This window comes from Nocardia sp. CNS-044, assembly GCF_059570515.1.
Genome location: NZ_JCANSX010000006.1, coordinates 1,318,775 through 1,342,912, shown reverse-complemented (window position 1 = coordinate 1,342,912; position 24,138 = coordinate 1,318,775). Strand labels below are relative to the sequence as shown.

At 68.7% G+C, this 24,138-nt stretch carries 28 protein-coding genes; 10 read left to right on the top strand and 18 right to left on the bottom strand.

The window, feature by feature from the left end; translation table 11 throughout:
• Positions 1-88: 88 nt before the first annotated feature.
• Positions 89-1,300 carry an AI-2E family transporter gene (locus T333_RS14760; RefSeq protein ID WP_496424742.1) on the bottom strand — a complete coding sequence of 404 codons (1,212 nt, stop codon included), beginning with the start codon at positions 1,298-1,300 and terminating at the stop codon, positions 89-91.
• Between the two features lie 282 nt (positions 1,301-1,582).
• The gene (locus T333_RS14755; protein WP_496424741.1) at positions 1,583-2,638 is read right to left on the bottom strand and encodes an NAD(P)-dependent alcohol dehydrogenase; all 1,056 of its coding nucleotides are present in this window, start codon (positions 2,636-2,638) and stop codon (positions 1,583-1,585) included.
• A gap of 180 nt (positions 2,639-2,818) precedes the next feature.
• Here T333_RS14755 and T333_RS14750 point away from each other — a divergent pair, with 180 nt between their 5' ends.
• The gene (locus T333_RS14750) at positions 2,819-3,919 is read left to right on the top strand and encodes a S1C family serine protease (protein WP_354998803.1); all 1,101 of its coding nucleotides are present in this window, start codon (positions 2,819-2,821) and stop codon (positions 3,917-3,919) included.
• Between the two features lie 6 nt (positions 3,920-3,925).
• Here the strand turns inward: T333_RS14750 and T333_RS14745 are convergent, their stop codons facing one another.
• The 3 genes from T333_RS14745 to T333_RS14735 form a co-directional block, all read right to left on the bottom strand.
• The gene (locus T333_RS14745) at positions 3,926-4,492 is read right to left on the bottom strand and encodes a vitamin K epoxide reductase family protein (RefSeq protein ID WP_357254302.1); all 567 of its coding nucleotides are present in this window, start codon (positions 4,490-4,492) and stop codon (positions 3,926-3,928) included.
• Positions 4,489-5,238, bottom strand: a complete 750-nt coding sequence (locus T333_RS14740) for a DsbA family protein (protein ID WP_496424740.1) — start codon at positions 5,236-5,238, stop codon at positions 4,489-4,491. The genes T333_RS14745 and T333_RS14740 overlap by 4 nt, the downstream gene beginning before the upstream one ends.
• 227 nt (positions 5,239-5,465) lie before the next feature.
• Positions 5,466-6,035, bottom strand: coding sequence for a TetR-like C-terminal domain-containing protein (locus T333_RS14735; protein WP_496424739.1), 570 nt, complete (start codon positions 6,033-6,035; stop codon positions 5,466-5,468).
• A 95-nt stretch (positions 6,036-6,130) separates the two neighbouring features.
• On the opposite strand from T333_RS14735, the gene T333_RS14730 reads away from it, so the two are divergent.
• Genes T333_RS14730 through T333_RS14720 form a run of 3 tightly spaced genes read left to right on the top strand, consistent with a single transcriptional unit; the run spans position 6,131 to position 9,492 of the window.
• On the top strand, positions 6,131-7,456 hold the full coding sequence (locus T333_RS14730; RefSeq protein WP_496424738.1) for a carboxylesterase/lipase family protein: 1,326 nt from the start codon (positions 6,131-6,133) through the stop codon (positions 7,454-7,456).
• Between the two features lie 23 nt (positions 7,457-7,479).
• Positions 7,480-8,613 carry an FAD-dependent oxidoreductase gene (locus T333_RS14725; RefSeq protein WP_496424737.1) on the top strand — a complete coding sequence of 378 codons (1,134 nt, stop codon included), beginning with the start codon at positions 7,480-7,482 and terminating at the stop codon, positions 8,611-8,613.
• A 33-nt stretch (positions 8,614-8,646) separates the two neighbouring features.
• The gene (locus T333_RS14720) at positions 8,647-9,492 is read left to right on the top strand and encodes an alpha/beta fold hydrolase (RefSeq protein ID WP_496424736.1); all 846 of its coding nucleotides are present in this window, start codon (positions 8,647-8,649) and stop codon (positions 9,490-9,492) included.
• Here the strand turns inward: T333_RS14720 and T333_RS14715 are convergent.
• From T333_RS14715 to T333_RS14705, 3 genes are all read right to left on the bottom strand, one after another.
• Positions 9,463-9,906 carry a PIN domain-containing protein gene (locus T333_RS14715; protein ID WP_354998810.1) on the bottom strand — a complete coding sequence of 148 codons (444 nt, stop codon included), beginning with the start codon at positions 9,904-9,906 and terminating at the stop codon, positions 9,463-9,465. The genes T333_RS14720 and T333_RS14715 overlap by 30 nt on opposite strands.
• Positions 9,903-10,133, bottom strand: a complete 231-nt coding sequence (locus tag T333_RS14710) for a ribbon-helix-helix domain-containing protein (RefSeq protein WP_496424735.1) — start codon at positions 10,131-10,133, stop codon at positions 9,903-9,905. The genes T333_RS14715 and T333_RS14710 overlap by 4 nt, the downstream gene beginning before the upstream one ends.
• A 99-nt stretch (positions 10,134-10,232) precedes the next feature.
• A complete protein-coding gene (locus T333_RS14705) occupies positions 10,233-11,012 on the bottom strand; it encodes a class I SAM-dependent methyltransferase (RefSeq protein WP_496424734.1) in 780 nt (259 codons plus the stop codon).
• Positions 11,013-11,079: 67 nt separating this feature from the next.
• Between T333_RS14705 and lexA the strand changes: the two genes are divergently transcribed.
• Positions 11,080-11,727, top strand: a complete 648-nt coding sequence (lexA, locus tag T333_RS14700; RefSeq protein ID WP_357254289.1) for a transcriptional repressor LexA — start codon at positions 11,080-11,082, stop codon at positions 11,725-11,727.
• 73 nt (positions 11,728-11,800) lie between these two features.
• Here the strand turns inward: lexA and T333_RS14695 are convergent, their stop codons facing one another.
• The 6 genes from T333_RS14695 to T333_RS14670 all read right to left on the bottom strand — a co-directional run bounded on the left by T333_RS14695 (position 11,801) and on the right by T333_RS14670 (position 15,317).
• The gene (locus tag T333_RS14695; protein WP_354998814.1) at positions 11,801-11,992 is read right to left on the bottom strand and encodes a hypothetical protein; all 192 of its coding nucleotides are present in this window, start codon (positions 11,990-11,992) and stop codon (positions 11,801-11,803) included.
• A gap of 37 nt (positions 11,993-12,029) precedes the next feature.
• Entirely contained in the window at positions 12,030-12,233 is a 204-nt protein-coding gene (locus tag T333_RS14690; protein WP_496424733.1) for a hypothetical protein, read from the bottom strand.
• Between the two features lie 395 nt (positions 12,234-12,628).
• Positions 12,629-13,474 (bottom strand): polyphosphate kinase 2 family protein, encoded by an 846-nt coding sequence (locus tag T333_RS14685; RefSeq protein WP_496424732.1) that lies wholly within the window; start codon positions 13,472-13,474, stop codon positions 12,629-12,631.
• Between the two features lie 46 nt (positions 13,475-13,520).
• Positions 13,521-14,249, bottom strand: a complete 729-nt coding sequence (locus tag T333_RS14680) for an ESX secretion-associated protein EspG (protein ID WP_354998817.1) — start codon at positions 14,247-14,249, stop codon at positions 13,521-13,523.
• Entirely contained in the window at positions 14,246-14,902 is a 657-nt protein-coding gene (locus T333_RS14675; RefSeq protein WP_496424731.1) for a hypothetical protein, read from the bottom strand. Before T333_RS14675 ends, T333_RS14680 begins: the two co-directional genes overlap by 4 nt.
• A gap of 25 nt (positions 14,903-14,927) precedes the next feature.
• A complete protein-coding gene (locus tag T333_RS14670; protein ID WP_354998819.1) occupies positions 14,928-15,317 on the bottom strand; it encodes a hypothetical protein in 390 nt (129 codons plus the stop codon).
• A 311-nt stretch (positions 15,318-15,628) separates the two neighbouring features.
• Between T333_RS14670 and T333_RS14665 the strand changes: the two genes are divergently transcribed.
• Both T333_RS14665 and T333_RS14660 read left to right on the top strand, forming a co-directional pair.
• The gene (locus tag T333_RS14665) at positions 15,629-16,375 is read left to right on the top strand and encodes a GntR family transcriptional regulator (RefSeq protein ID WP_354998820.1); all 747 of its coding nucleotides are present in this window, start codon (positions 15,629-15,631) and stop codon (positions 16,373-16,375) included.
• 103 nt (positions 16,376-16,478) lie between these two features.
• The gene (locus T333_RS14660; protein WP_354998821.1) at positions 16,479-16,685 is read left to right on the top strand and encodes a hypothetical protein; all 207 of its coding nucleotides are present in this window, start codon (positions 16,479-16,481) and stop codon (positions 16,683-16,685) included.
• A gap of 157 nt (positions 16,686-16,842) precedes the next feature.
• Here the strand turns inward: T333_RS14660 and T333_RS14655 are convergent, their stop codons facing one another.
• From T333_RS14655 to T333_RS14640, 4 genes are all read right to left on the bottom strand, one after another.
• Entirely contained in the window at positions 16,843-17,493 is a 651-nt protein-coding gene (locus tag T333_RS14655; RefSeq protein WP_354998822.1) for a class I SAM-dependent methyltransferase, read from the bottom strand.
• Positions 17,494-17,545: 52 nt separating this feature from the next.
• On the bottom strand, positions 17,546-18,796 hold the full coding sequence (locus T333_RS14650) for a saccharopine dehydrogenase family protein (protein ID WP_496424730.1): 1,251 nt from the start codon (positions 18,794-18,796) through the stop codon (positions 17,546-17,548).
• Positions 18,797-18,839: 43 nt separating this feature from the next.
• Positions 18,840-20,327: an ABC1 kinase family protein gene (locus tag T333_RS14645; protein ID WP_354998824.1), complete on the bottom strand. Its 1,488-nt coding sequence runs from the start codon at positions 20,325-20,327 to the stop codon at positions 18,840-18,842.
• A 177-nt stretch (positions 20,328-20,504) separates the two neighbouring features.
• Positions 20,505-21,185 (bottom strand): TetR/AcrR family transcriptional regulator, encoded by a 681-nt coding sequence (locus T333_RS14640; RefSeq protein ID WP_354998825.1) that lies wholly within the window; start codon positions 21,183-21,185, stop codon positions 20,505-20,507.
• Positions 21,186-21,483: 298 nt separating this feature from the next.
• On the opposite strand from T333_RS14640, the gene T333_RS14635 reads away from it, so the two are divergent.
• From T333_RS14635 to T333_RS14625, 3 genes are all read left to right on the top strand, one after another.
• Positions 21,484-22,776: a DUF445 domain-containing protein gene (locus T333_RS14635; protein WP_496424803.1), complete on the top strand. Its 1,293-nt coding sequence runs from the start codon at positions 21,484-21,486 to the stop codon at positions 22,774-22,776.
• 105 nt (positions 22,777-22,881) lie between these two features.
• Positions 22,882-23,385, top strand: a complete 504-nt coding sequence (locus T333_RS14630; protein WP_141808543.1) for a helix-turn-helix domain-containing protein — start codon at positions 22,882-22,884, stop codon at positions 23,383-23,385.
• Positions 23,382-24,047: a heparin-binding hemagglutinin gene (locus tag T333_RS14625; protein ID WP_496424729.1), complete on the top strand. Its 666-nt coding sequence runs from the start codon at positions 23,382-23,384 to the stop codon at positions 24,045-24,047. The genes T333_RS14630 and T333_RS14625 overlap by 4 nt, the downstream gene beginning before the upstream one ends.
• Positions 24,048-24,138 lie beyond the last annotated feature (91 nt).

Sequence of the window (24,138 nt, the reverse complement as noted above, 5' to 3'; positions counted from 1 at the left end):
TTCGACGCGAACCGGGTCGCTCCGGCACGCGGAGTCGTTCCGGTCGTGACAAGCCGATCGCCCGGCGCCATGACTCGCGGAAAACTGGTCAGTGCTGGGTGCGGGTGAGCCGAAGCATCAGTTCGCGCATTCTTTTCCGGCCGTTCGGCTTGGTCGGTTCGGGGGCGGGGGATTCCACGTCGGTCTCCACCTCGTAGCGGCGGATGTACGCGCCCGCGAAGGCCTGCACGGTGGCGGTGACGGGGATGGCGAGCAGCGCGCCCGTCGGGCCGAGTAGCGCGGCGCCCGCGATCACCGCGCCGAAGGCGACGGCGGGGTGCATGTCGAGGGTGGTGGCGGTGATGCGCGGTTGCAGGACGTAGTTCTCGAACTGCTGGTAGAGGACGATGAATCCGAGGATCCACAGCCCGTCACCGGGACCGCCGTTCACCAGGGCGACGATCACCGGAAGGGCGCCGGCCAGGTAGGTGCCGACGGTCGGGATGAACTGGGAGACGACACCGACCCACAGCGCCAGCGCGAACGCCGACGGCACGTCCAGTACGCGCAGCACCACGTAGTGCGCCAGAGTCGAGCAGACGGCGAGCAGGCCGCGCGAGTAGATGTAGCCGCCGGTCTTGTCGACCGCGATGTCCCAGGCGCGCAACACATGTCGCTGGCGGTGCGGCGGAAGCAGCGAGGACATGGCGTTGCGGAAGCGCGGGCCGTCGGCGGCGAAGTAGTAGGTGAACAGCAGCACGCCGAGGATCTGGAAGAGCGCCCCGATCGCGGCCGTGCCGATGCCCCAGGCGTTTTCGGCCAAGCCGACCAGGTAGCCCTCGAGCTGGTCGCTCCACTCCGTCGCGTATTTCTGAATGTCGGTGCCGGAGAGCTCGGTGTTGAACGTCTGGTTGACCCAGTCGACGACGCGGTCGGCGTATTCGGGCGCGTTCTGCACCAGCGTGGTCACCTGGTCGACGAGCAGCGAGCCGAGTGTGTAGACAAACCCGACGACGATCATCAGCAGGCCGAGGAACACCACGCCCGTCGCGAGTCCGCGTCGCACCCCGCGCGCGGCGAGCCAGTTGACCGCGGGTTCGATGGCGAAGGCGAGGAACAGCGAGACCATCAGCACGGTGAGCAGACCCTGGAGCCGCTGCAACACCCAGAATCCGAAGATCAGGCCCGCGACCGTCGCGGCGGCGAGCAGGAAGGCGCGCAGCAGCCACGGGGGCGGACCGGCCGAGAGGTCGGTGAGCACCCCGCCGCCGCGATCCGAGTCGGGCTCGCGCTTCGCCGATCTCGGCGCTGCGGGTTTCACTGCCTCCGAACGCGGCTTCTCGAACCGGGGTGCCCCGGGGCCCGGCTCCTTCGAGCCGGGTGCTCCGGCACGTGGCGCACCGGTCCCGCGCGCGGCGGAATCTCCCGCATCGGACTTCGGGTTGGTCGAGTCTTCGTCATCCGCGGACACAAATCCACGGTACTTACGCGAGAGGAACCCGCGCCCGCAACATGCCACGCTGTGGGCCGAGGGATGGGTGCACGGCCGCCGCGAGTGCGCTGATCCGGCCCCGTCGGACGGAGCCTGTGGACAACTCTCGCCTTACATCGTCGCCGTATCGATGACGAACCGGTACCGCACGTCGCTCGCGACGACACGGTCGTAGGCGCTGTCGATCTCGTCGGCGGAGATCAGCTCGATCTCCGCGCCGATGCCGTGCTGGGCGCAGAAGTCGAGCATCTCCTGGGTTTGCGCGATGCCGCCGATCATCGAGCCCGCCAGCGACCTGCGGTAGCCGGCGAGCGTGAACGGCTTGACCGTCATCGGGTTCTCGGGGAGGCCGAGGATGACCAGGGTGCCGTCGAGGTTCAGCAGCTTCATGTAGTCGTCCAGCGGCAGGTCGGCCGAGACGGTGTTGAGGATCAGATCGAAGCGGCCGCGCAGGTCGCGGAAGGTCTGCCGGTCGCCGGTGGCGTAGTAGTGATGCGCGCCGAACCGCTTGCCGTCCTCCTGCTTGCTCAGCGAGTGGCTGAGCACGGTGACCTCCGCGCCCATCGCCGCGGCGATCTTCACGCCGACGTGCCCGAGCCCGCCCATGCCGATGATCGCCACCTGCTTGCCCGGCCCGGCCTGCCAGTGCCGCAGCGGCGAGAACAGGGTGACGCCCGCGCACAGCAGCGGCGCGGCCACGTCGAGGCCGATGCCTTCCGGGATGGCCACGACGAAGTTCTCGGTCACCACCACCTGCGTGGAGTAGCCGCCCATGGTGTAGCCGCCGGGCTGCACCGCGGGGTCCACGGTGGAGTTGTAGGTCATGGTGGCGCCGACCTGGCAGTACTGCTCCTCGTCGGCCAGGCACGGCGCGCACTTGCCGCAGGAGTCGACCATGCAGCCGACGCCGACTCGGTCACCGACCTTGTACTTGGTCACCGCCGAGCCGACCGCGGCGACGAGGCCCGCGATCTCGTGGCCGGGCACGCAGGGGTAGCGGGTGCCGCCCCATTCGCCGCGCGCGGTGTGGATGTCCGAGTGACAGATGCCCGCGTACTTGACGTCGATCAGCACGTCGTGCGGACCGAGTTCCCTGCGCTCGATGGTGACCTTCTCGAAGGCTCCGTCCGGAGCGGGCAGGGCGTAGGCGGCGGCAGCGGTGCTCATGGATACATGCCTACCGTCGCATGCTCGGGTTTGTCGAGCCCAGAGGTTTGTCGAGCCCAGCGCCGGGGATGCCCATACCGTCCGGTTCTCCGATCCGCAGCGGGGACCGGAATTCCTGATCTACGAAGAAGATCTCCGGCCACAATGGAATTCGTCAGGCATAGCAAGGCGGGAGTGCCCATGGACGACGGACGGCGCGGTAGCGGCGGCGGGCGAGCGCTCACGCTGATCGTCGTCGCCGTGCTCGGTCTGGCGGGCTTTCTCGGTTATCGCGGTGAACTGCCTGGCTGGCCGCTGTTCACCGGCCCGGGCACCGCCATCGCGCCGATGCCGCCCGCGCAGACGCCGCCGCTGGACCGTGCGGCGGTCGCGGCCGCGGTGGAACCGGCCATGGTGCACATCAGCACCGCCACCGAGACGTTCGGTCAGGGCGCAGCCGGATCGGGCATCGTGCTCAGCGCCGATGGCCAGGTGCTGACCAGCCATCACGTGGTCAAGGGCGCCGATACGGTCACCGTGACCTCGGTCGGCACCGGGCAGATCTGGTCGGCCACCGTGCTCGGCTACGACTCCGGCGTCGACATCGCCCTGCTCGAGTTGCCCGGCGCCGCCGGACTCACCGTCGCCCGGCTCGGCAGCTCCGCCGATGTGCGGCTGCACGACGAGGTGCTCGCCATCGGCAACGCGGGCGGCGCGGGCGGCACGCCGACCTCGATCACCGGGAACATCACGGATCTCGACAGCACGATCGTCGCGCTGAACTCCGCCGATCTGTCCCGCAAGGCGCTGTCGGGGATGCTGGAGGTCGCCGCAGGGGTCACCTCCGGGCAGTCCGGGGGAGCGCTCGCCGATTGGCGCGGCGCGATCATCGGCGTGATCACCGCGGCGTCGGGTGAGCACGACCCCGAGGTCGACAGCCCCAACGGGTACGCGGTGCCGATCGACACCGCCATGCGGGTGGTGCGCCAGATCCGTTCCGGAACGCCGACCGACACGGTGCACATCGGCCCGACCGCGACGCTCGGCGTGCTGATCTCCGACGGGAGACCCAGTGGCGCGCGCATCGATGTCGCGATCTACGGCAGCCCCGCCCACGCCGCGGGACTCGCCGACGGCGAGGTGATCACCTCGATCGACGGCCGGGCGATCACCAGCGCCCGCGCCCTGCGCGCGGCGATCAACGTGCGCAAACCCGACGAGACGGTGCGCCTCGGCGTGCTCGGTCCCGGCGGCGTCGAGCGGACGGTGACCGTGGTGCTCGGCAAGGGCGCGCCGAACTGACTCGGCTCAGAACAGGCTCAGCCAGTAGTCCTGGAAACGCAGGAAGATCAGCAGCAGCACCACCGCGTAGAAGAGCGCGACGATGGTCCAGCGCCATTCCGCGAGCACGTGGAGCGGGCCGCTCGAACGACCCCACAGCTGATCGGTGGCCACCGCGAACAGCGGGGTGATGATCGCCCAGACCACCATGCAGTACGGGCACAGCGCGTTGATCCGATACAGGCTCTGGAAGACGAGCCAGCAGACGAAGCCGATGCCCACCACCGTGCCCAGCCACAGGCCACCCCAGATCCACTTCGGGAACCCGAGCCCGGCCACCGCGAGGACGCCGAGGGTGACGACCACGGAGAAGCCGACGATGCCCATCAGCGGATTCGGGAATCCGAACACCGACGCTTGATCGGTCACCATGACCGAGCCGCAGGACAGAATCGGATTGATGCTGCACGAGGGCCGGTAGTCGGGATCGGTGAAGAGCTTGAACCGCTCGATGGTCAGCGCCATCGAAGCGAGCCAGCCCGCCAGGCCGCAGATCAGCAGCAGCCAGGCGGACCGGGGTGGCGCGGCGATCACTGTCCCGCGGCCGCCGTGGCGATGGCCTGCTCGAGCGCGCTCGGGTTGACCTGCTTGCCGTCCACGAAGACCGTCGGCGTGGACTGGATGCCGCTGTCGAAGGCCTGGTTGGTGGTCGACGCGACGTACTTGTCATAGGTGCGGTCGGTGATGCAGCTCGCGACCTCGTCGGTGTAGCCGACCGACTTCGCGATATCGATGAGCTGCTGGTCGGTGAGGCCGTTGCCGCCCTCCGGCGGCTGCTCGGCGAACATCGCCTTCAGCCACGCCTGGTACTTCGTCGGGTCCTGCTGGGCGACGCAGTAGGAGGCGTTGGCCGCGCGGGTCGAGTACTCCGTGGTGGAGGCCTTGTCCAGGAACGAGATGATGTTGTATTCGACCGCGGCGCTGCCGTTGGCGACCGCGTCCTCCAGCACCTTGCCGTAGGCGGCCTCGAAGGCCTTGCACGCCGGGCACTGCAGGTCGGCGACCACCCGGACGGTGACCTTGGCCTCCGGCTTGCCGACGCGGATGGAACCGTTGTCGGTGAGGGATCCGGTGACGGCCCCCGGCGCCTGCGCGGCGGCGATGCTCGGGGTGGGGCCCGGGTCGTCCTTCTCCGCCTTCTTGATCGCGATTCCGATGCCGATCGCGGCGATCAGGCCGATCAGCACGGCGGCCACCGCCACCTGGATGAGGATCTTGCGGTTACGGTCGGCGCGCTCCGCATTCAGCAGCGGATTCTTCCGTCCCGGGTTGTTGCTCACCGTGCGTTCACCACGCCTTTCGCTCGCCTGCCGGTTTCGCCTGCCGCCACGATCGTAGTTCCGGAACTGTTCGCGGAGCGGTCGGGCACGGCCACATCATCGTGGGTCAACCTGAGAGATTCCGAAATTTCCCACTGGCCCACTCAGTGATTCGCGCGGGCGGGCTCGGAAGTTTCACAGACGCGGTCAGGAGTTTCACGCGGGGGTGCGAGGGGGCGCGGGCCTGCTCAGCGCGTCGCGGCTCCGCTCAGCACCAGATCGACGGCGTCGCGGGCCCAGGCGGCCGGAATCGCGCCGCCGAGGTGGGTGACCTGCAAGTGCACCAATCCGCCGAGCGTGAGCATGATCAGCCTCGGGTCGGTGGTCGGCACGAGCTCGCCGCGTGCCATCCCGCGGCGCACGATCTCCTCCGAGGCGGAGAGTCGAGCCACCCAGAATTGCCTGCGCGCCTCGGCCACCTCGGGATCGTTGTCGGCGATGGCGGTGCCGCGAATCAGCGCGGCGCCGGAGGGCGTCTCGGCGAACCGGATCAGATCGGCGAGGAAAGCCTCCAAATCGGCGCGGGCCGAGCCGGTGTCGGCGATCGGCACCTCCGCGTCCAAACGCGCGAGCAGCGCGTCGAGCAGCAGTTTGGGCAGCGTCTTCCAGCGGCGATAGATCGAGGTCTCGTGCACGCCCGCGGCGTCGGCGACGTCGGCGACGCGCACCTGCTCGATGCCGACGGACTCGATGCGCGCCAGCGTGGCGTCGAGCACGGCCTGCCGCAATCGCGCGCCGCGGATCTGAGGGTTCGCCATATCTCGATTATCGCAAGTCGTCTTGCGTTATTTCCATGCGGGTCCTACCGTGTACCCACAACGCAAGTCGACTTGCGTTAGAAGGCGAGAGTGACATGGACGATGTGGTCCGCGGGGGTCTGCGTGGCGAAAGCGCCGACGGCGTGGTGGCGTTCCGGGGCATCCGGTACGCGCGCGCCGAGCGATTCGGGCCGCCCGAGCGGGTACCGGCGCACGACGGGACGCGTGACGCGACGAGCCGGGGTCCGAGCGCGCCGCAACTGCCCGCCCGGCTCGCGTCGGTGATGGGCACGCCCGCGCCGTTCGAACAGTCCGAGGACTGCCTCACGCTCACCGTCACCGCGCCGGCCCGGGCCGTACCCGGTGGCTGTGCCGTGCTGGTCTGGTTGCACGGCGGTGCGTACCTGACCGGTGGCGGCGAATGGAATCTCTACGACGCGGACCGGCTGGTGCGCGAGACCGGAATCGTGGTCGTCTCCGTGTCCTATCGGCTCGGCGTGCTGGGTTACCTTCGCGCACCGGGGGTTTCGCCGGGCAACCTGGGCCTGCTGGATCAGCTGACGGCGCTCGAATGGGTCCGCGACAACATTCGCGCCTTCGGCGGTGATCCCGCGCGGGTGACCGTCGCCGGTCAGTCGGCGGGCGCGCAGTCGGTCGTCGCGCTGTTGGGCATCGGCCGGGCCGAGGGGTTGTTCGGGCGGGCGATCGTGCAGAGCGCGCCGTTCGGCGTCGGCTTCCATCGGCCCGCTGACGCCGAGCGGGTCGGTGCGGTGTTTCTCAGCGAGCTCGGCGGCGATCCACGGTCTGCGGCCGTTGCGGAAATTATTGCCGCACAGGGACGGACAGCGATGCGTCTGGCGGGACTGGGCGGCCTGAACTCGGCGCCGCCCTTCCTTCCGGTGTGCGAGACCGAGGTGCTGCCCGGTGACGAGGACTGGCGTCGGCTGGTCCGCGAGCGCGCGGCGCGGACGCCGGTGCTGGTCGGCAGTACGGCGGCGGAGATGCGCGCGTTCTACGGCGGGCCGCACCCGGTGTTCGGCAGGGTGCGGCGCATGCCGGTCGTCGGGGCGCGCCTGACGGCCGCTGCCGAGCGGATCGTCGGCCGAAAAATCTTCGAGGAAGGCGTATTACAGTTCGCGGACCTGCTGACCGAATCCGGTGGCACGGTCTTCTGCTACCGGTTCGGCGCGCTGCATCCGGACGGCCCGTTCGGTGCGTGTCACTGCGTCGAACTGCCGCTGCTGTTCGGCGCGGCCGACGACTGGCGCGCGGCGCCCATGGTGCGCCCGCTGGACCCGGCTCGTCTCGACGAGCTCGGCGCCCGAACCCGCCGCTACTGGGGCGAATTCGTGCGAACCGGAAGTCTCGGCGACCAGCCCCGTCATCGGCCCGGTTCGCCTGCCGTTCTGGAGCTCCCGTGAAAGGACGCGAGCGGAACCGGTCGGTGGGACGACATGCGGAAGTGATCGGCGGAGGCATCGGCGGGCTCACCGCGGCCACCGCGCTGGCCATGGACGGATGGACGGTGCGGCTGCACGAGCGGCAGTCCGCGATCCGCGCCGTCGGAGCCGGAATCTACGTGTGGGACAACGGTTTGTCCGCGCTGGAGGCGATCGGCGCCTATCGCGAAGCCACGTTCGGCGCGCACATCGGACCGGCCGTGCAGGCGCGCTCGCGGATCGGCCGCACGCTCTACCGGATCGGCATCAACGGGCCGGGTCAGCCACGGTGCTACACGCTGCTCCGGGACCGGCTGATCGAGGCTCTGGTGCACGCGGCCGAGCGTGCGGGCGTGGAACTGGTCACCGATTCCCGCGCGGTGTCGGCGGACCCGGACGGTACCGTCGCGTTCGACGACGGACGCACGGAGACAGCGGACCTCGTCATCGCCGCCGACGGTGTGCACTCCCGGCTGCGCGACCGGCTGGATATGGCGACCCGGCGGGTGCGGATGCGCCAAGGAGCGGCGCGGCTCATGGTGCCCGCGTCGGCGGACTACTTTCCCGCCGAGGACCTGCTCCAGCACCTCGAGTACTTCCAGGGGCGGCGCCGATTGCTCTACACGCCGTGCACCCCCGAACACGTCTATCTAGCACTGGTTTCCGATGTGGACGACCCGTCGACGCGCGGCTCGAGCATCGACTTCGAGTCCTGGGTGCGTAGCTTTCCCGGCCTGGAGAACCTGCTGCGGCGGGCCGAGGGCATTCCGATTCGCTGGGACACCTTCGAATACATTCGCCTCCGCTCGTGGTCGTGCGGCCGGGTCGCATTTCTCGGCGACGCCGCGCACGCCCAGCCGCCGTACCTCGGGCAGGGCGGCGGCACCGCGATGACCAACGCGGTCTCGCTGGCCGCGACGGTGAGCAGGTCGGGACTTGCCCTGGGTGACGCGCTGGCCGCCTGGGAGCGCGAGCAGCGACCGGATGTCGAACGCACACAGCGGACTTCGTACCGGATGCGACTGCTCAACACCGTGCCCGACGCGGTGCGCGACCCGTTGCTGAGCCTGGTCGGGCGCACCTCCGGGTTCACCGACAGTCAGCTGGCCGCGACCAAGCTGCGCCCGACCGCTTCGTGAGAACGCTCGCCGAACAAGAAACAGGAGAAGAGAATGCTCAACACCTATCGGATCAACGGCGTCGAGATCGGTTTCGACGACCAGGGTTACGCGCCGGGGCGGCCCGCGATCGTGCTGCTGCCCGGCTGGGGCCACGACCATCGCGCCTTCGACCGGCTGCTGCCGTACCTGCGCCCGCACCACCGGGTGGTGCGGGTGTGCTGGCGCGGCCACGGCGTCGACCGCACGCTCGTCGGTGATTTCGGCGTGGCCGAACAGGTTTCCGACACCATCGGCCTGCTCGACGCGCTGGAGGTGGAGTCCTTCATCCCCCTCTCGCACGCGCACGGCGGTTGGGCGGCGATGGACATCGCCGAAAAGCTCGGTGCCGAACGGGTTCCCGCGCTACTGCTGCTCGACCTCATCATGTCCCCGCCGCCACCGGAGTTCGCCGCCGGACTCCAGGCGCTCCAGCGCAAGGAGACCTGGCGGGCCGCCCAGCAGGCGCTGGTGGACAGCTGGCTGGCGGGCAGCGTCGACCAGTCGGTGCTGGATCACGTGCGCTACGAGGCGGGCGGCCACGGTTTCGACATGTGGGCGCGCTCGGGGCGCGTCATCGAAAACGCCTACGCCACATGGGGTTCGCCGATGGGGCGCCTCGACAAGCTCACCGAGCCGCGCCCGGTGCGCCACGTCTTCTCGCACCCGAAGTCCCTGGACTACGACGCCGTGCACGAGGAATTCCGCCGCACCCACCCGTGGTTCGGCTATACCCGCCTCGACGGTCACACCCACTTCCCGGGCATCGAACTCCCGGACCGCGTGGCGGCGGAACTCTTCGACTTGATCGGCACCGAGCGCGCGGCAGACTCAGCTGTCCTGGAGGAGCAATCGAAATGAGACGTGGGCAGGCGTGAGGGGCCTGATGGCACGAAAATCCTTCTCGTCCAACGTCAGGATGTCGTTGGTGAGATAGCGCTCGGCGAGCACGACGTTGACCGCGTCGGCGAGATCGAGTCGCAGTCCGCGGTACTGCTCGATGAGTTTTTGCGACACGCGGAGATCGTCGCGGTCGATCGCCGGGATCAGTACCGCGCCTTCCTCAGCGGAGGCGAGGAGGTCGTCGAGGACGAGATCGGCGACGCGACGGTCTTTGCCGAATCGGGCGATCAACAGGTGATCGATCTCATCGAGCACCAGCGGCGAGACAACGGCCACCGAGGTGGCAAGGAAGTCGCGGGCACGCTCTCGCATTTCGGCGGCGCGGTCGTAGGCCGCGAGGATCGCCGAGGTGTCGGCGATGAAGAAGCTCACAGCCCGTAGGCCTCGCCGAGCGATTCCTCACTATCGGCGGCGAAACTCGGATCGCCGGAGTCGAACGACGGCCACGGTCGAGTTCGGCGGACCTTCTGTGTGCGGAGCAGTACGAGGTCGATCCCTTCTCGGATGAGATCGGCTTCCGATCGGCCCGATTCCTCCGCGACCTGCTTGAGACGGGCCGCCTGCTGGGATTCGAGGTACACGCTCGTCTTGGTCTTCATGCAATGTAGGGTACTACGTAGGGCATCAACTCGCCACGGCTCGCTCGCTACGGTTCCGCTCTGTCCGGTCGACTGTCGTGCGGACGAACTCGGCGGACCTCAGGCCGGTCCCGAGCGGTGTGCGGTGAGCACCGGCTGGAAGAAGCCGGTTTCCTCGGGGGTGTGCCAGGTCGGCTCGACGAAGCCCGCCTCCGTGACGAACTCCGTGAGTTGTGCCCTGGTCAGCGCCCAATAGCGCGCGCCGCCGACCCGGACGGCCCAGCCGTCGCCGCCCTCGGTGAGCCGGAACATCTCGAAGTCGTACCGCTCGCCGTCCTCGTGCCAGCTCCAGAGCTGGAAGGTGACGGTGCGTCCCGCGCTGGAATGGATCGACTTCGGCGGCATCCCAGCGGGTTTCGCGGCGCGCAGCGCGTCGTAGTCGCGGGTCGTCAGCACCAGCAGACCGCCTGGTCGCAGCACCCGCCACATTTCCCCGAGCGCGGTGCCCACCTCGACGGCGGTGAGCAGATGCGGCAGCGCGTTGTCGGCGCACACCACCGCGTCGGCCCACCCGCCCGCGAAGGGCAGCGCCCGCATATCGCCCGCCACGGTCGGCAAGCGCAAACCCCTGGTCCGCGCCTCCTCGGCCGCCCGCGCCGCCGCCACCGGACTCAGATCCATCCCCACCACGGTGTGTCCGCACGCCGCCAACCCGATCGCCTGCGTGCCGATCCCGCACGCCGCGTCGAGCACCGTCGACGGACCCGCCCCCAACCGCCCCCGCAATACCCGATCCAACGCCCGCCCCTGCCCCGCGACCGCCGCGGGCCAGTCTTGATAGAGCAGGTGATACTCGCCGGCCAAGTGGTCGTAGAAGTCCCGCGCCGCATCTCCGGACATAGTCCAACCGTAGAGGGCGACCGAGTCGCGAGCCGAATTGTCCGAGCGCGCCTCTAGCATTCCCGAGGTGACCGGATACGACTTCGAGCATCTCGATACTTCGACGCTGCCGCCGCGCCAGCAGCGGATCCTGGCCGTGATTCGGGACTGGGTGGTCGAGTACGGGTATCCGCCGAACGGCAGGCAGATCGGTGACGCGGTCGGGCTGTCGGCGTCGACGGTCTCCAAGCACATGAAGAGCCTCGAGGAGCGGGGATTCCTGCGGCGCGGCTCCGGGATGGCGCGTCCGATCGACGTGCGGTTGTTCCTCCAGGGCACGTCGCGGGCGGAGACCTCCGATGCCTCGGTGACCGTGCCGGTGGTCGGCGACATCGCGGCGGGCACGCCCATCCTCGCCGACCAGCACGCCGACGACACCTTGACGCTGCCGCGCGAGTTGGTCGGTCGAGGAACGGTTTTCGCGCTCCGCGTGCGCGGCGATTCGATGGTCGACGCCGCCATCTGCGACGGCGACACGGTGGTGGTGCGCCAGCAGAACGAGGCGCACTCCGGCGACATCGTCGCCGCCATGATCGGTGATGAGGCGACCGTGAAGGTGTACCGCCGCCGCAACGGTCACGTCTACCTCGAACCGCGCAACCCGGCTTACGACGTCATCGACGGCGACGAGGCCGTGATCCTCGGCAAAGTCGTCTCGGTGATGCGCCGGATCTGACGCGCGCGGGTCCCCGCGCGGGGATCGACCCGCGCAGAGGTCGTTCCCGCGCGCAGCCGTGCTGCGGGTACGACTACGCCGACTGGCTGATCAAGCACCACAGCCCGATAGCGGGGTGGGCGTCACAAAGCCCGCCCGCGACGGACTCGGTCGCCGCCGGAGTGAACGGTTCGAGCGGAAGCGGTTCGGCCGTAGCGGCGCCGCTGCCGACAAGTGTCGCGGCACCGATCAGCGCGCCGACGAAGATTCCACGCAGTGCGGACATTCGAAACTCCTGAAATGTTGGGGGGGGGGTGATTCCGTCAGAACGAGCAGTCGGCGGGACGACCCGCCCAGCCGCCCTTCAGGAACTTCAGAACGGCGCAGAACACATCCGCCGACGAGGAACCCACCGGAGACGCGGCCGACGTCGTAGCGGCAGGCGCGGCAACGGATTCCGCGGCGGCCGAACCCGCGGGCGCTACGAGCCCTGCGAGCACGGCGGCGACAATTACGAACTTCTTCATCAGGTGTCCTGTTCTGTGGTTGTGCATGGCGGCCCGAAGTGTTCCATATTTGACCGATCGGTCGCAATAGCTCCGCTGTTACGAAAAAGTGCGCACACCAAAGAATCTCGACAGGCGCCGTCGACGCGCGAGTCGCGGCGGACCTGGACCGGCGCTGCCCGCGATCAGCGGACCGCCCGACCGATTCGTGAACGCCTCGACCCGCACCCACACAGAGGCGACCCCCGCCGGGAGGGGACCGACGGGGGCCGCGTTGGGCACCGAGGTGAAGCGTTACGGGCGGCCCGATTCGACCTCGGCTGCTCTGTTATCTCCGCGGACGCCGATTTCGCAGCAGTGTGCTCGAATCGGCGACCCGCAAGCTCCCGCTGCGCGAGCGGGATCGGGTCCGAACTTCAGGACTCGTCCAACCGGCGAAGTTGTTCGGCTACATCGAAATTCGCCGGTGGCCAGTCCAGATTCAACTTCTCCAGCGCGTCGATGAGCAGCTCGGTGACCGCGAGCCGGGCGTACCACTTGTGGTCGGCGGGCAGGACGTACCAGGGCGCGTCGGCGGTCGACGTGCGGTCGAGCATCGCCTGATACGCGTCCAGATAGGCGGGCCAGTAGGCGCGCTCATCGATGTCGGACGGGTTGAACTTCCAGTACTTGTCCTGCCGCTCCAGCCGCTGGCGCAGCCGCTTCTTCTGCTCGTCCAGCGAGACGAACATGGCGACCTTCACCAGCGTGATGTCCTCGCGCATCAGCTCGCGCTCGAACTCGTTGATCTCGTCGTAGCGCGGCTCCCACTCGGCGCGCGGCACGAGTTCGTGCACCCGCACCACGAGCACGTCCTCGTAGTGCGAGCGGTCGAACACGCCGAGCTGCCCGCCGCGCGGCAGCTCCTTGCGGATGCGCCACAGGTAGTGGTGGCGCCGCTCCTCCTCGGTGGGGACGCCGAACGCGGCGTGGTCGACGCCCTGCGGGTCCACCGACCCGATGACGTGCCGGACGATGCCGCCCTTGCCCGCGGTGTCCATGCCCTGCAACACCAGCAGCACGCTGCGCTTGTCGCCGGAGCGTCCGTTGGCGTAGAGCTTCTCCTGGAGCACGGACAGCGCCCTGCCGCGCTGGATCAGCAACTCCTGAGCGAGCTGCTTGTCCCCGGTGAATCCGGGCGTCGACGAGGTCGCCAGCTCCGCGATCCGCAGACCGTCCGCTTTCAGGGCCTCGGTGACCGGGACGGACCAGTGCTTCGCCATCGACCAGACTTACCACGTCCGCGGGCGCACGGAAGGTAGTTCGGCGTCACCGGATCTGCGCGAGCCGCAGCAACTGCACGGCGAAGTCGTCGTCGGAGACCGGCGTGAGGATCAGGTCGTGCGAGGTGGTCAGCAGGTAGCGGCCGTCGCCGGTGAAATCGAGCCAGGTGCGGTGGCGCGTCGGCGGTGACATCGGATTGTCCGGGTCCACGGTCACGGTGATGAATCCGCGGCAGTCCACCGGTTTGCGCAACGTCTGCCGGAAGCGGGCGGCGCCGCGCTGGCCGTTGGCCGAGGGCGTATCGGCCGTCTCCATGGTGAGCACCGCGTCCTGCGGCTCGCGCATCGCGCCGAGCCGTCCCGGCTGCGCCGAGCCGATCACCTGCACAAGGCGCTGGCCGAGGTTGCGCGCGTGGCACATCTGCACGGTCACCTTGTCCGGCGTCGCGACGAGCACGCCCGCGTGATTGTGCACCACCGCGGCGAACGCCAGGACGCGGTCACCTTCGGGGGAGCTGCCGTTGCGCCCGGGCGTGCTGCGCTCACCCGAGATGGTGATGGTGGTGGCGTCGGTGCGCGCGCACAGCATCAGCGCCGCGGCCAGGTCCGGGTCGGCCTGTCTGGCGAAGCGCTGCGGCAAACGCAGTGCGGCGTACTCGGTTTCGGTGCGCACGGTGGACGACGGCATCATGTTGATCGGATACGGTCGCCTGTCCAGGTTCGTTTCGCTTTCCCAGACATGCGTGAATTCGTCCGGGGTGAGTACCCATCTCACCGTGCGCTGCCCCCGCTGTCGGAGGGTGCGCGCGGTGGTGTGAATCGGGGCACGCTGTCGCCCGAGGCGGGCATGGTCGGTGTGTAGACGTAGGTCATGGTGTCCTGGACGTCGGCTTGCGCCGCCGCGGCGGCCAAGTCGTGTTCCATCCTGCGGCGCCCGCCGTAAACGGCTTCCGCCGCAGGGTCGTCCAGCGGCACGTAGCGCTGCGGCTCCGGAATCGCGGCGCGAATGGTCTGCGCCGCATCGCGATTGAGCTCCATGAGGCGCTGCACCGCGCGGCACACGTCGTGCGCCTCGGCGCCGGCCCGGATGAACTCCCGCGTCGCCCGCTGCGCCGCCTCGCCGGATCGGCCTGACCAGCGGGCGAATTCGCGATTGGCGGCATCGGCGAAGTGCTGGAAGGCGTCGGCGACCGCGTCGGCATTGGCCTGCCACGCCGCGGCCGTCTCGCCGAGCGCGCCGGGATCGAGCGCCTCGTGCACCCGGTCCCAGATCTCCACGTGGGTATACGCGCCGAACCGCTCCCGCTCCGGTGCGTAGGCCGGATCCGTTCCACCGCTGGATGTTCCGGCCGAGGCGGCGAGCGCGCGCTGTTGCACCCTGATCTCGTCGGCGGCGGCGCGCGCCGCGGCGTCCACCACGGTCACCACCTCCGCATCTCGGATACGCGCGCGGTCATCGCGGATCCAGATACTCGGTGACCAGTTCGAGCGCGGCCCGATTCGCGGCCTCCGCGTCCGCGAGTTTACGGCCCGCCGCGAGGTAGGCCGCTTTGAAGAGCAGCGCGGTCTCCTGGAACGCGGCGACGGTATCGAGGAACTGCCTGCCCTTGTCGCCGAACCCCGCGGCGAGGCCGTGGCCGGAAGGCAACTCCGGAAATCCGCTCACCTCGGTCACCAAATGTCCTGTGGCCATGGCCTTTCGCAGGTCGTCGACCAATCGGTCGCACGCCGCGGCGAGATTCTCGGCCACATCCTCGGCCAGCTCGAAACGTTCACCCTCCGCGCCGACGGCCGCCGCGTACAACCCCCTGGCCAGCCCCTGTCCGGTATCCGGCACCGCCATCCGGTCGCCCCTTCTGTTCGGTCCACACCCACCGCCCGAAGTCCGTCCACAACCCGCGCGTGGCCGCGGCGGCGGCGGAGGTACGCGGAACAGGCACTGCCGGACGCAGTCCGTCCCTGGACCGCGCATGACCGGAGCGGATGCGGAGGTACGCGTACTGGTCGGCACTCTACCGCCCGGTAACCACCGCCGTTGCCCGCTTGACCTCGCCCGCGTGCTGTGATGTGGCGCACGGTCGGCGGCGGGGCGGAGTTCGCGGGCTGGTTACACTGGCCCGAAGTATTGGCAGATCCCGGAGCGGAAGGCGTTCGGTGCCCGACATCGAAGAAGTACTCCCGAAATATCAGCAGATTTCGGGGTACATCCGCGACCAGATCGAGCGCGGCGAACTCGCACCGGGCGCCGAGGTGCCCTCCGAGCGCGAGCTCGCCGCGGCGTGGAAGGTCGCGCGGCCGACGGCGGCCAAGGCGCTGAACACGTTGCGCCAGCAAGGATTGGTGGAATCCCGACGCGGTTCGGGCACCTTCGTGCGCGGGCCGGACGCGGTACCGCTGGTGCGCGAATCCGCCGGGCGGGCACGGCAGTACGGCGGGATGTACGCCGAGCGCGAGCCGATGGACATCTTGGCCGCGGAACTCGTCGACGGTCCGGAGTACGTGACCTCCGCGCTCGGCCTGGAGCTCGGTAGCGAGGTGATCGCTCGCAGACGCTTGCTCATCGGCGAGAACGGCGATGCCGAACTCTCGACGTCCTGGTTCGCCGGCGACCTCGCCGATGTCGCGGATCGCCTGCTGAATACCCAGCGGCTGCCCGGCGGTACCGCCACCTACCTCGAGGCGGTGACCGGTCGCCGGGTGGCGTCGGTGTCCGATCAGGTCAGCGCGCGCATGGCGACAACGGAGGAGCGCAAGCGGCTGCGGTTGGCTCGCACGTCGGCGGTGCTGGTGTACCAGCTCACCGCGATCGACGCCGATGGCGCGGTGCTCCAGTTCGACGAGGGCGTCTATCCGCCCGAATCGTGGTTATTCCGCCAGGAATATTCCGTTCCAGGCGTGTGACACGCGCTCGATGACGCGCCGCGAATCCGTTGACAAGGCGGCATCGCGCCTGGAATAGTCCGGCGCGCGAGGGAATGGCCTAGTCCGCAGGGTGGGAGGTGCGATGCTCGACCAGTTGACCATCGGTGGCTGGGTAGTCGTCGGAGAGCACTGCTCGGTCCGGCGTGCCGCATTGCGCTGCGACGACTACCTGACCTACGTCTTCGAAAACGGCGGCACCGAACTCGATTTCGCGATCGCGCCCGCAGTGCTGCGCCGGATGGTCGAGCTGAGCGAAGCTCGGCCGTCCGGCGACGAGTCGTCCGACTGATCGGGTCCGGTTCCGAGCACCGCTCAGAACGCGCGCCGGGCGCTGCGGTGTGCCGGGCGGGGTGCGTTTCAGCGGACTCGGCTCGGCTGAAACGACCTTTCCCTCAGTGAGAACCGTCGCAGAGGAGCCGAAAACCGCAGGCCGCCCGCCCTTTCGCTCACGCCGGGCGGGTGGCGCTGACGTACTGCAAAAGCCGGTGCACCCGCTGATCGATCTCCACGAGCCCGAGTTCGCGGAACAGGTCGGGGAACGTCGAATCGTCGAACACCCGCAGACCGCTCAGGCCGCCCACGAATCGGCTCGCGCGCCCGAACGGCGTATCGGCGCGGTGACTCGTGGTGATGGCGATGCGGCCGCCGGGAGCGAGCACCCGCACCATCTCCCTGGTGGCGGTCAGCGGATCCGGGATCAGATAGAGCGCGCCGAAACAGCACACCGCGTCGAAGGCTCCGTCGGCGAACGGCAGCGTTCGGGCGTCCCCGCGCAGGTAGCCGACCCGCGGTCCGGCGTTGTCGGCCACCGCGCGGGCCAGCATCGGCTCGGAATAGTCCACGCCGACCGCGTAGCCGCCCTCGGACAGCGATTCGCTCAGGTACTTGGTGAAATTGCCCGGGCCGCAAGCGATGTCGAGCACCTTCTGATCTCCGCCGAGCCGCAGCGCGGTGACCGCGTCGCGGCGATCGGACGCGGTGCTGCGGCCGCTGGCGAGGTAGAACAGCGTCGGCCGCCACGCGCGTTCGTAGACGGCGGCCAGCGCGGGGTGATTCATGGTGCGGCGCGCCAGGTTCAACGCGCCGCCCTCACGCACTCGTGCAACAGCAAAGCTCCTAGACGTGGAAATCGTGGTGCGGCAGCCCGATTCAGGACCGTTCGACCTCGATCGTCATGCCCGCGGCGCGCAGCCGATCGGTCAGCGCGTCACCCATGGCCGCGGCCGGGGTGAGGATGCCCGCCAGTTCGGGCTGCTTGTCGGTGTCGAAGGCGAGGCACAGCCCGGCCTCGCCGAGCATGACCGCCGTGGCCTGGTACCCGGGATCGCCCTGACCGGCGAACGTCGCGACGTACTTCGCGCCGGAAGTGGTGCGCGCGTAGGTCTTCATGGTGAACCAGCCGCTGCGCCGGGCCTCTTCGCTCGGTCCCGTGCCGGGCTTGGGCAGCACCCGGTCGAGCAGCTTGCGTCCCGCCGAGACCCGCGACAGCAGCGCGCCGGTGGCCATGGTGGCCACGATGCCGCCCGCCATGCCCGCCGCGACCAGCGGCGCCGCCGCCGACTTACCCGCGTTCATCACCTCGCGGTAGCGGAAGTTCTTGCCGTACACCCAGCCGAGCAGGCCGTTGCTGCGGCGCACGATCTTGGTGTTGTGCGCGGCCATCACGAAGGTGGCCACCCAGCCGTCCAGGCTCGGGTCGATGCTGCTCGCCCGCTGCAGAGCCTGATCGCTCTGGCGGCCGACGTCGGGATCCATCGACTTGTCGGGGCTGAGCGAGTACGGGTGCGAGAGCACCGAGGCCTTGCTGGAATCGGCGGCGATGGCCTCCATCATGGCTCGGCCCGAATCGATGGTGCCGCCGCTGACGCCGCCCTTGAGCGAGGCGATCAGCGTGGTGTCGCTCAGCTCGCCGGTGTTGTCCGCGACCGTGCTGCGGTACAGCTGGTACACGCTCAGATCGGACGGAATCGAGTCGTAGCCACAGGAATTGACGATCTTCGCGCCGGTGCGCGCGGCCTCGTCGTGGTAGGTGTCGATGGCCTCGCGGATGAACAGCGGCTCACCGGTGAGGTCGGCGTAGTGGGTGCCCGCCTTGGCGCAGGCGGCGACCAGCGGCAGGCCGTAGCGCAAGTACGGGCCGACCGTGGTGACCACGACCTTGGTGCGCGCGGCCAGCGCGTCGAGTGCGGACTGGTCGGTCGAGTCGGCCACCACCAGATCCCACGCCGCGGCCTTCGGGCCCAGCTCGGCGCGCACCTTGGTCAGCTTGTCCAGCGAGCGGCCCGCCAGCGCGATGCGGGCGTCCGAGGGCGCCGCGTCGAGCAGGTACTCCGCGGTGAGTTTGCCTACGAAACCCGTCGCGCCGAACAGGGCGATGTCGAATTCGCGGTTGTCTGCCATGTGTCTGTTCACTCCTGATAGATGCCGTGGCGTGCGGTGCGGCTCAGGCTTTGCGCCCGGCCCTCGGCTGCCGCGCCTTCTTCGCCGCGGTCTTCTTGGGTGTGGTCGTTGTCGCGGATGCGGCCGAGCGCGGCCGCGCGGTCTTGGTCGGCGCGGGCGGCGGGTTCTCCGCCAGCCATTGCTGGTGCGCCTTGCCCAGTTCGGTGACCGGTGGTTCGTCGTAGAGCCACTCGCGGGAGATCCGATGCCAGTTCGCGGTGGCGTTGAGCTGGCCGAGCATGCCGAAGGTGAGGAAATCGGCGCGACGGGAGAACAGGTGTTCCGGCGGCAGGTTCTGCTGCTTCATGCCCGCGAACTCGCTGGCCCTCGGGTCCACCGCGAGCAGGAACGCGCCGCTGGCCAGCTCGGGTGTGATGGTCAGTTCCTCGTCGACCAGACACCATTCCGAGGCCGCCAGCACGTATTCCAAGCATTCCTCGGCGCCGATCTCCTCCGGCGAGTCGATTACGCCGCGCTGAATCATCAACTCGCGCAGGTCCTCCGCGCGGTCCTCGGCGGCCGCGCGCAGGCAGATGGTCTCGAACCGCACGTGCTCGGGATCCATCCGGTTGAACAGTCCGAAGTCGAGGAAGCCCACGCGGCCGTCGTCGACGAGCAGCACGTTGCCGGGGTGCGGGTCGCCGCAGAACTCGTTGAAGGTGAACAGCGAACCGACGTAGAACCGGTAGATGATCTCGCCGATCCGGTTGCGCTCGTCCTCGGGGAACTGGCGTAGCTCCTCGAAACCCTTGCCGGGCAGGTATTCGCTCACCAGCACCCGAGTCGTGCTGAGTTCGGGCAGCGAGCGCGGCACCGCGATGAACGGGTGTCCCGCGTAGAGTTCCGCGATCTGCAGCTGGGTGACGGCCTCGGTCTGGTAGTCGAGCTCGCCCTCCATGTTCAGTCGCAGCTCGTCGAGGACAGCGGGGGTGACCCACGGCATGGCGGAGGTGAGCACCTTGCGGAACATGTTGAGGTTCTTCAGATCCGCGCGCACCGCGGCGTCGATACCCGGGTACTGCACCTTCACCGCGACGACCCGGCCGTCGCGCAGCTCGGCCCGGTACACCTGGCCGATCGAGGCGGCCGCGATCGGCTCCGGGTCGAACTCCGCGAAGATCGCCGTGAGCGGCTGCCCGAAATCCTCCTCGACGACCTGCCGCATGGCGTCGAAGGAGACGGTCGGCGCGGCGTTGCGCAGCACGGCGAGCCGCTTCTGGAAGCGTTCGCGATGATCCTCGGGCACCAGGTCCAGATCGAGCACCGACATCATCTGTCCCAGTTTCATGGCCACACCCTTCATGGTGCCCAGCACCATGACCACCTGCTCGGTGGTGCGGATCATGGATTCCTCGGCCATCTTGGCGCGCACGGCCTCGGATCTACCCCGCATGGAAAGCCTCGTGCGCTGCGTCCGCAAGACCGAACTGGCGGCTACGGCACCCAGCTTGGTGCCACGAGCAAGCCGGGAAGTCGGTACTTGCTTCGCCATCGAGGTACCTCCATTGGTGCCGCGGTCGTAGCCGACGTGACGCGCAGGCGCGGGCTCGCGTGACCACGTTGGGGGCGGTGACCAACCCCGCTGTGGCACCGCTCGCGTTCAGAGTAACCAACCGCGCGGCATTGTCGAACCGACCGTCACAGACAGGCGTACGGTCGGCGGAGGTTCTTACTTGGAGGCGTCGGCGTCCCGGGTGGGCAGCACGTGCGGCTGCTCGTTGAACTTCTCCCTGGAGCCGCCCGCCTTCGCCATGCCCTCGATGGCACTCCAGGCCATCATCGTCAGGTAGTCGATGACCTCTTCGCGCGACATCGTCTTGTCGGTGGTCCACCAGTGGGTTGCCAGCTGGATGCCGCCGACCAGGACGTAGGACCACAGCATCGCGCCCGTGGTGTCGAGGCCGAGCGCGTCCGCCTTGTCCGCGATGACGGCGGACACCACCTCGGCGAACAGCTTCTCGAACTCGGCGAGCGAGGACGCGTCCGAGCCGCTGCCCATGATGAAGCGGTACACCTCGGGGTCCTCGTCGACCGTGCCGACGTAGGCGGCCAGCGCGGTGCGCACCAGCTCGAACTCGTCGGCGTCGAGGCTGATCGCGCCGTACACGCGGGGCATCAGCGTGGTCTCGATGAACCGCTGCATGGTCGCGTGGACCAGGTCGTTCTTGTCGGAGAAGTACCGGTAGAGCACGGTCTTGGAGACGCCGATCTCCGCGGCGATCTCGTCCATGCCCGCGTTGCTGCCGCGGGTGCGGACAGCGGCAAGGGTGCCGTCGACGAGCTCCTCGCGGCGGTCGATCTTGTGCTGCCGCCATCGGCGCTTGCGGCCGTCCATCCGGCCGGTGCGCACCGCAGCCGGTCGCTCGGCGCGCTCACCGATGTCGACAAGGTCTTCGGTGGACAGCGTGGGCTCCCTCGTTCGTAATGGTCGTGGACTTTCAGCTTAGGTGCAGGCCACCCAGCGTAGGTCCGTTTGGGTGCCGGATGCGGCAGGAACCACACATCGGTGCCCCCCGCCCGCGGCACAGCAGAATGGAGACATGGAGAAAGCTCCCGGCAACACAGCGGCGCGAGCGACGGGCCCGGAGGCGGCAGCGGAGCGTGACCGCACAGGGACCCGCGAACTCCGCCGGTCCGACACGGCGGTCATGGCCCCGCCGACCCCGTCGGGGCCGACCGGGTTCTTCGTCGACGAGGCCGCCAAACGACGCGACCTGTGGAAGATGAAAGCCGTCGCCACCGGCTTCCTCGCCTTCGCGACGGTGGTCTACCTGTTCTGTCGCTGGCTGGAATCGCGCGGCGGGGGCGGCGACTGGGTCGGGTACGTGCGCGCCGCGTCGGAGGCGGGCATGGTCGGCGCGCTCGCCGACTGGTTCGCGGTGACGGCGCTGTTCCGGCATCCGCTCGGCCTGCCGATTCCGCACACCGCGATCATCCGCAAGAAGAAGGATCAGCTCGGCGCCAGCCTCGGCAGCTTCGTCAGCACGAACTTCCTCGCGCCGGAGGTGGTCTCGGCCAAGGTGAACTCGGCCCAGATCTCGCTGCGCGTCGGGCGCTGGATGGCCGACCCGCAACATGCCGCGCGGGTGGCCCAGGAGAGTTCGACGATTCTGCGCGCGGTGGTCGGGGTGTTGCGCGACAAGGACGTCGAGCAGGTCATCGACAACACGATCGTCAAGCGGATCGCCGAACCGCTGTGGGGTCCGCCGATCGGCCGGGTGCTCGCCGAGCTGCTCGCCGACAACCGGCAGCTGCCCCTGCTGGACATGCTCGCCGAGCGCGCGCACCAGTGGGCACTCGGTAGCCAGGAGACCATCGACCGGATTGTTTTGCGCGACGCGCCGCAATGGGCTCCGAAATTCGTGAACATTCTTCTTTCAGAAAAGATCTACCGCGAGCTCGTCGAGTTCACCTGGAAGGTGCGGTCGAATCCCGAGCACGAGGTGCGCTTGGCCGCGAATCGCTTCCTCGAGGATTTCGCGCACGACCTGCAGTACGACGACGCGATGATCAAGAAGGCCGAGCGGATCAAATCGCAGATCATGGGTCGCGAGGAAATCACCGGTATGGCCGAGGCGACCTGGCGCGCGGCCAAGCGGCTCATCCTGGAATCCGCGGACGATCCGAACAGTACGTTGCGCCGCAAAGTGGGGGAGAATGTGCAGCAACTCGGTGAGCGGCTGCGTGACGACGCCGAGATGCGAGCGAAGGTGGACGGCTGGATCGATCGAGGGTCGCGCTACCTCGTGTCGAACTACGCGAGCGAGATCACCACGCTGGTCACCGACACGGTTGCCAGGTGGGACGCCGAAGAGGCGAGCAAGAAGATCGAATTGCAGGTCGGGCGCGATCTGCAATTCATCAGGATCAACGGAACGGTCGTCGGATCGCTGGCCGGGCTGGCGATCTACACGGTTTCGCACCTGTTGTTCCAAGGTTGAGAAAACGGCACGCCGGCGGTTTGCCGGAGGCGTGCTAACAGCGTGCTTGCAAGAGTTAGCACCCTGCCCTAGAATTGAATCCGTACAACCGCCAGAAGGTGAGTGATGGCAGACCATCCCGAGGTTTCCGCCGAGTACACCGACGGTCCGTCCGAGCAATCGGCGGGCGTCGGCGAACGAGGGGGTCGCGTCGCGAACGCGGCGCACGACATCGGAGGTTTCATCAGGGCGCAGCGCGAGGCGGCGCAAGTCTCCCTGCGTCAGCTCGCCGCACTGGCGGGGGTGAGCAATCCGTACCTCAGTCAGATCGAGCGCGGGTTGCGCAATCCCTCCGCCGAGGTACTCGCGCAGATCGCGAAGGCGCTGCGAGTGTCCTCGGAGGTGCTGTACGTACGGGCTGGCTATCTCGAGCAGCGGCCGCACAGTCCGGTCCGGGATGCCCTGCTTGCCGACACGGAGATCAGTGAACGGCAGAAGCAGGTGCTCCTGGAGATCTATGAATCGTTTCGCCGGGAAAACGGAGGGAACGAGCCAGGGGGGGAATGGGACAGCGACGTTCCGCGCACGACAACCGATACTCCGCCACGCCAGGAGAACGAGAAAATATGACCGAGAAGACCGCAACAGTCAGCAACAAGCCTCTGTTCGCCGCCGTCGGCGCCGGGGATGCCGTCTACACCGCCGCCGTGGATGTCGTCACCCAGGTGCGTGAGCGCGCGGCCTCCGCCGACGTGCCGGGCCGGGTGGAAGAGGCCCGCGAGCGCTTCGCGAACGTGCCCGCCGACGTGCAGGCCCAGTTCGAGACGCTGCGCGAGCGGCTGTCCGGCCTCCCCGCCGAGCTGCCGGACGACCTCGCCGAGCTGCGTGAGAAGTTCACCTCCGAGGAACTGCGCAGGCTGGCCGAGGAGTACTACAACAAGGTGCTCGATCTGTACGCCGACCTGGCCGTCCGCGGCGAGGAGACCGTCGAGCGGCTGCGCGCCAACCAGCTGGTCGAGGACCAGATCGACCGCGTCGAGACCCTGTACAAGGACGCGGCCGGCCGCGCCGAAGAGGTTCTGGAGCGCGTCAACGGCCTGATCGGCCGCGGCGGCAAGGCCGAAGAGGAGCCCGTCGCCGAGCCGGTCGTCGAGGCCGAGGTCGTCGCGGTGACCACCGAGACCACGCCGCCTGTCGCCGAGAACGGCGCGCCGAAGAAGGCTCCGGCCAAGAAGGCTCCCGCCGCGAAGAAGGCCCCGGCCGCGAAGAAGGTCGCGCCGAAGAAGGTCTAGTGGGGTGATGGCCGGACGTAGTCCGTGGACACGCGCCGGTCGGACACGCCTCGACGCCCCCGCACAGCCTGCTGTGTGGGGGCGTCGCTCG

Coding starts and splice junctions, on each gene's coding strand:
- T333_RS14625 (WP_496424729.1), top strand. CDS start 23,382: ATGACCGAGAAGACCGCAACAGTCAGCAACAAGCCTCTGTTCGCCGCC.
- T333_RS14730 (WP_496424738.1), top strand. CDS start 6,131: ATGGACGATGTGGTCCGCGGGGGTCTGCGTGGCGAAAGCGCCGACGGC.
- T333_RS14645 (WP_354998824.1), bottom strand. CDS start 20,327: ATGGCGAAGCAAGTACCGACTTCCCGGCTTGCTCGTGGCACCAAGCTG.
- T333_RS14710 (WP_496424735.1), bottom strand. CDS start 10,133: ATGAAGACCAAGACGAGCGTGTACCTCGAATCCCAGCAGGCGGCCCGT.
- T333_RS14690 (WP_496424733.1), bottom strand. CDS start 12,233: ATGAAGAAGTTCGTAATTGTCGCCGCCGTGCTCGCAGGGCTCGTAGCG.
- T333_RS14695 (WP_354998814.1), bottom strand. CDS start 11,992: ATGTCCGCACTGCGTGGAATCTTCGTCGGCGCGCTGATCGGTGCCGCG.
- T333_RS14705 (WP_496424734.1), bottom strand. CDS start 11,012: ATGTCCGGAGATGCGGCGCGGGACTTCTACGACCACTTGGCCGGCGAG.
- T333_RS14685 (WP_496424732.1), bottom strand. CDS start 13,474: ATGGCGAAGCACTGGTCCGTCCCGGTCACCGAGGCCCTGAAAGCGGAC.
- T333_RS14670 (WP_354998819.1), bottom strand. CDS start 15,317: ATGGCGGTGCCGGATACCGGACAGGGGCTGGCCAGGGGGTTGTACGCG.
- T333_RS14660 (WP_354998821.1), top strand. CDS start 16,479: ATGCTCGACCAGTTGACCATCGGTGGCTGGGTAGTCGTCGGAGAGCAC.
- T333_RS14755 (WP_496424741.1), bottom strand. CDS start 2,638: ATGAGCACCGCTGCCGCCGCCTACGCCCTGCCCGCTCCGGACGGAGCC.
- T333_RS14720 (WP_496424736.1), top strand. CDS start 8,647: ATGCTCAACACCTATCGGATCAACGGCGTCGAGATCGGTTTCGACGAC.
- T333_RS14630 (WP_141808543.1), top strand. CDS start 22,882: ATGGCAGACCATCCCGAGGTTTCCGCCGAGTACACCGACGGTCCGTCC.
- T333_RS14635 (WP_496424803.1), top strand. CDS start 21,484: ATGGCCCCGCCGACCCCGTCGGGGCCGACCGGGTTCTTCGTCGACGAG.
- T333_RS14735 (WP_496424739.1), bottom strand. CDS start 6,035: ATGGCGAACCCTCAGATCCGCGGCGCGCGATTGCGGCAGGCCGTGCTC.
- T333_RS14750 (WP_354998803.1), top strand. CDS start 2,819: ATGGACGACGGACGGCGCGGTAGCGGCGGCGGGCGAGCGCTCACGCTG.
- T333_RS14650 (WP_496424730.1), bottom strand. CDS start 18,796: ATGGCAGACAACCGCGAATTCGACATCGCCCTGTTCGGCGCGACGGGT.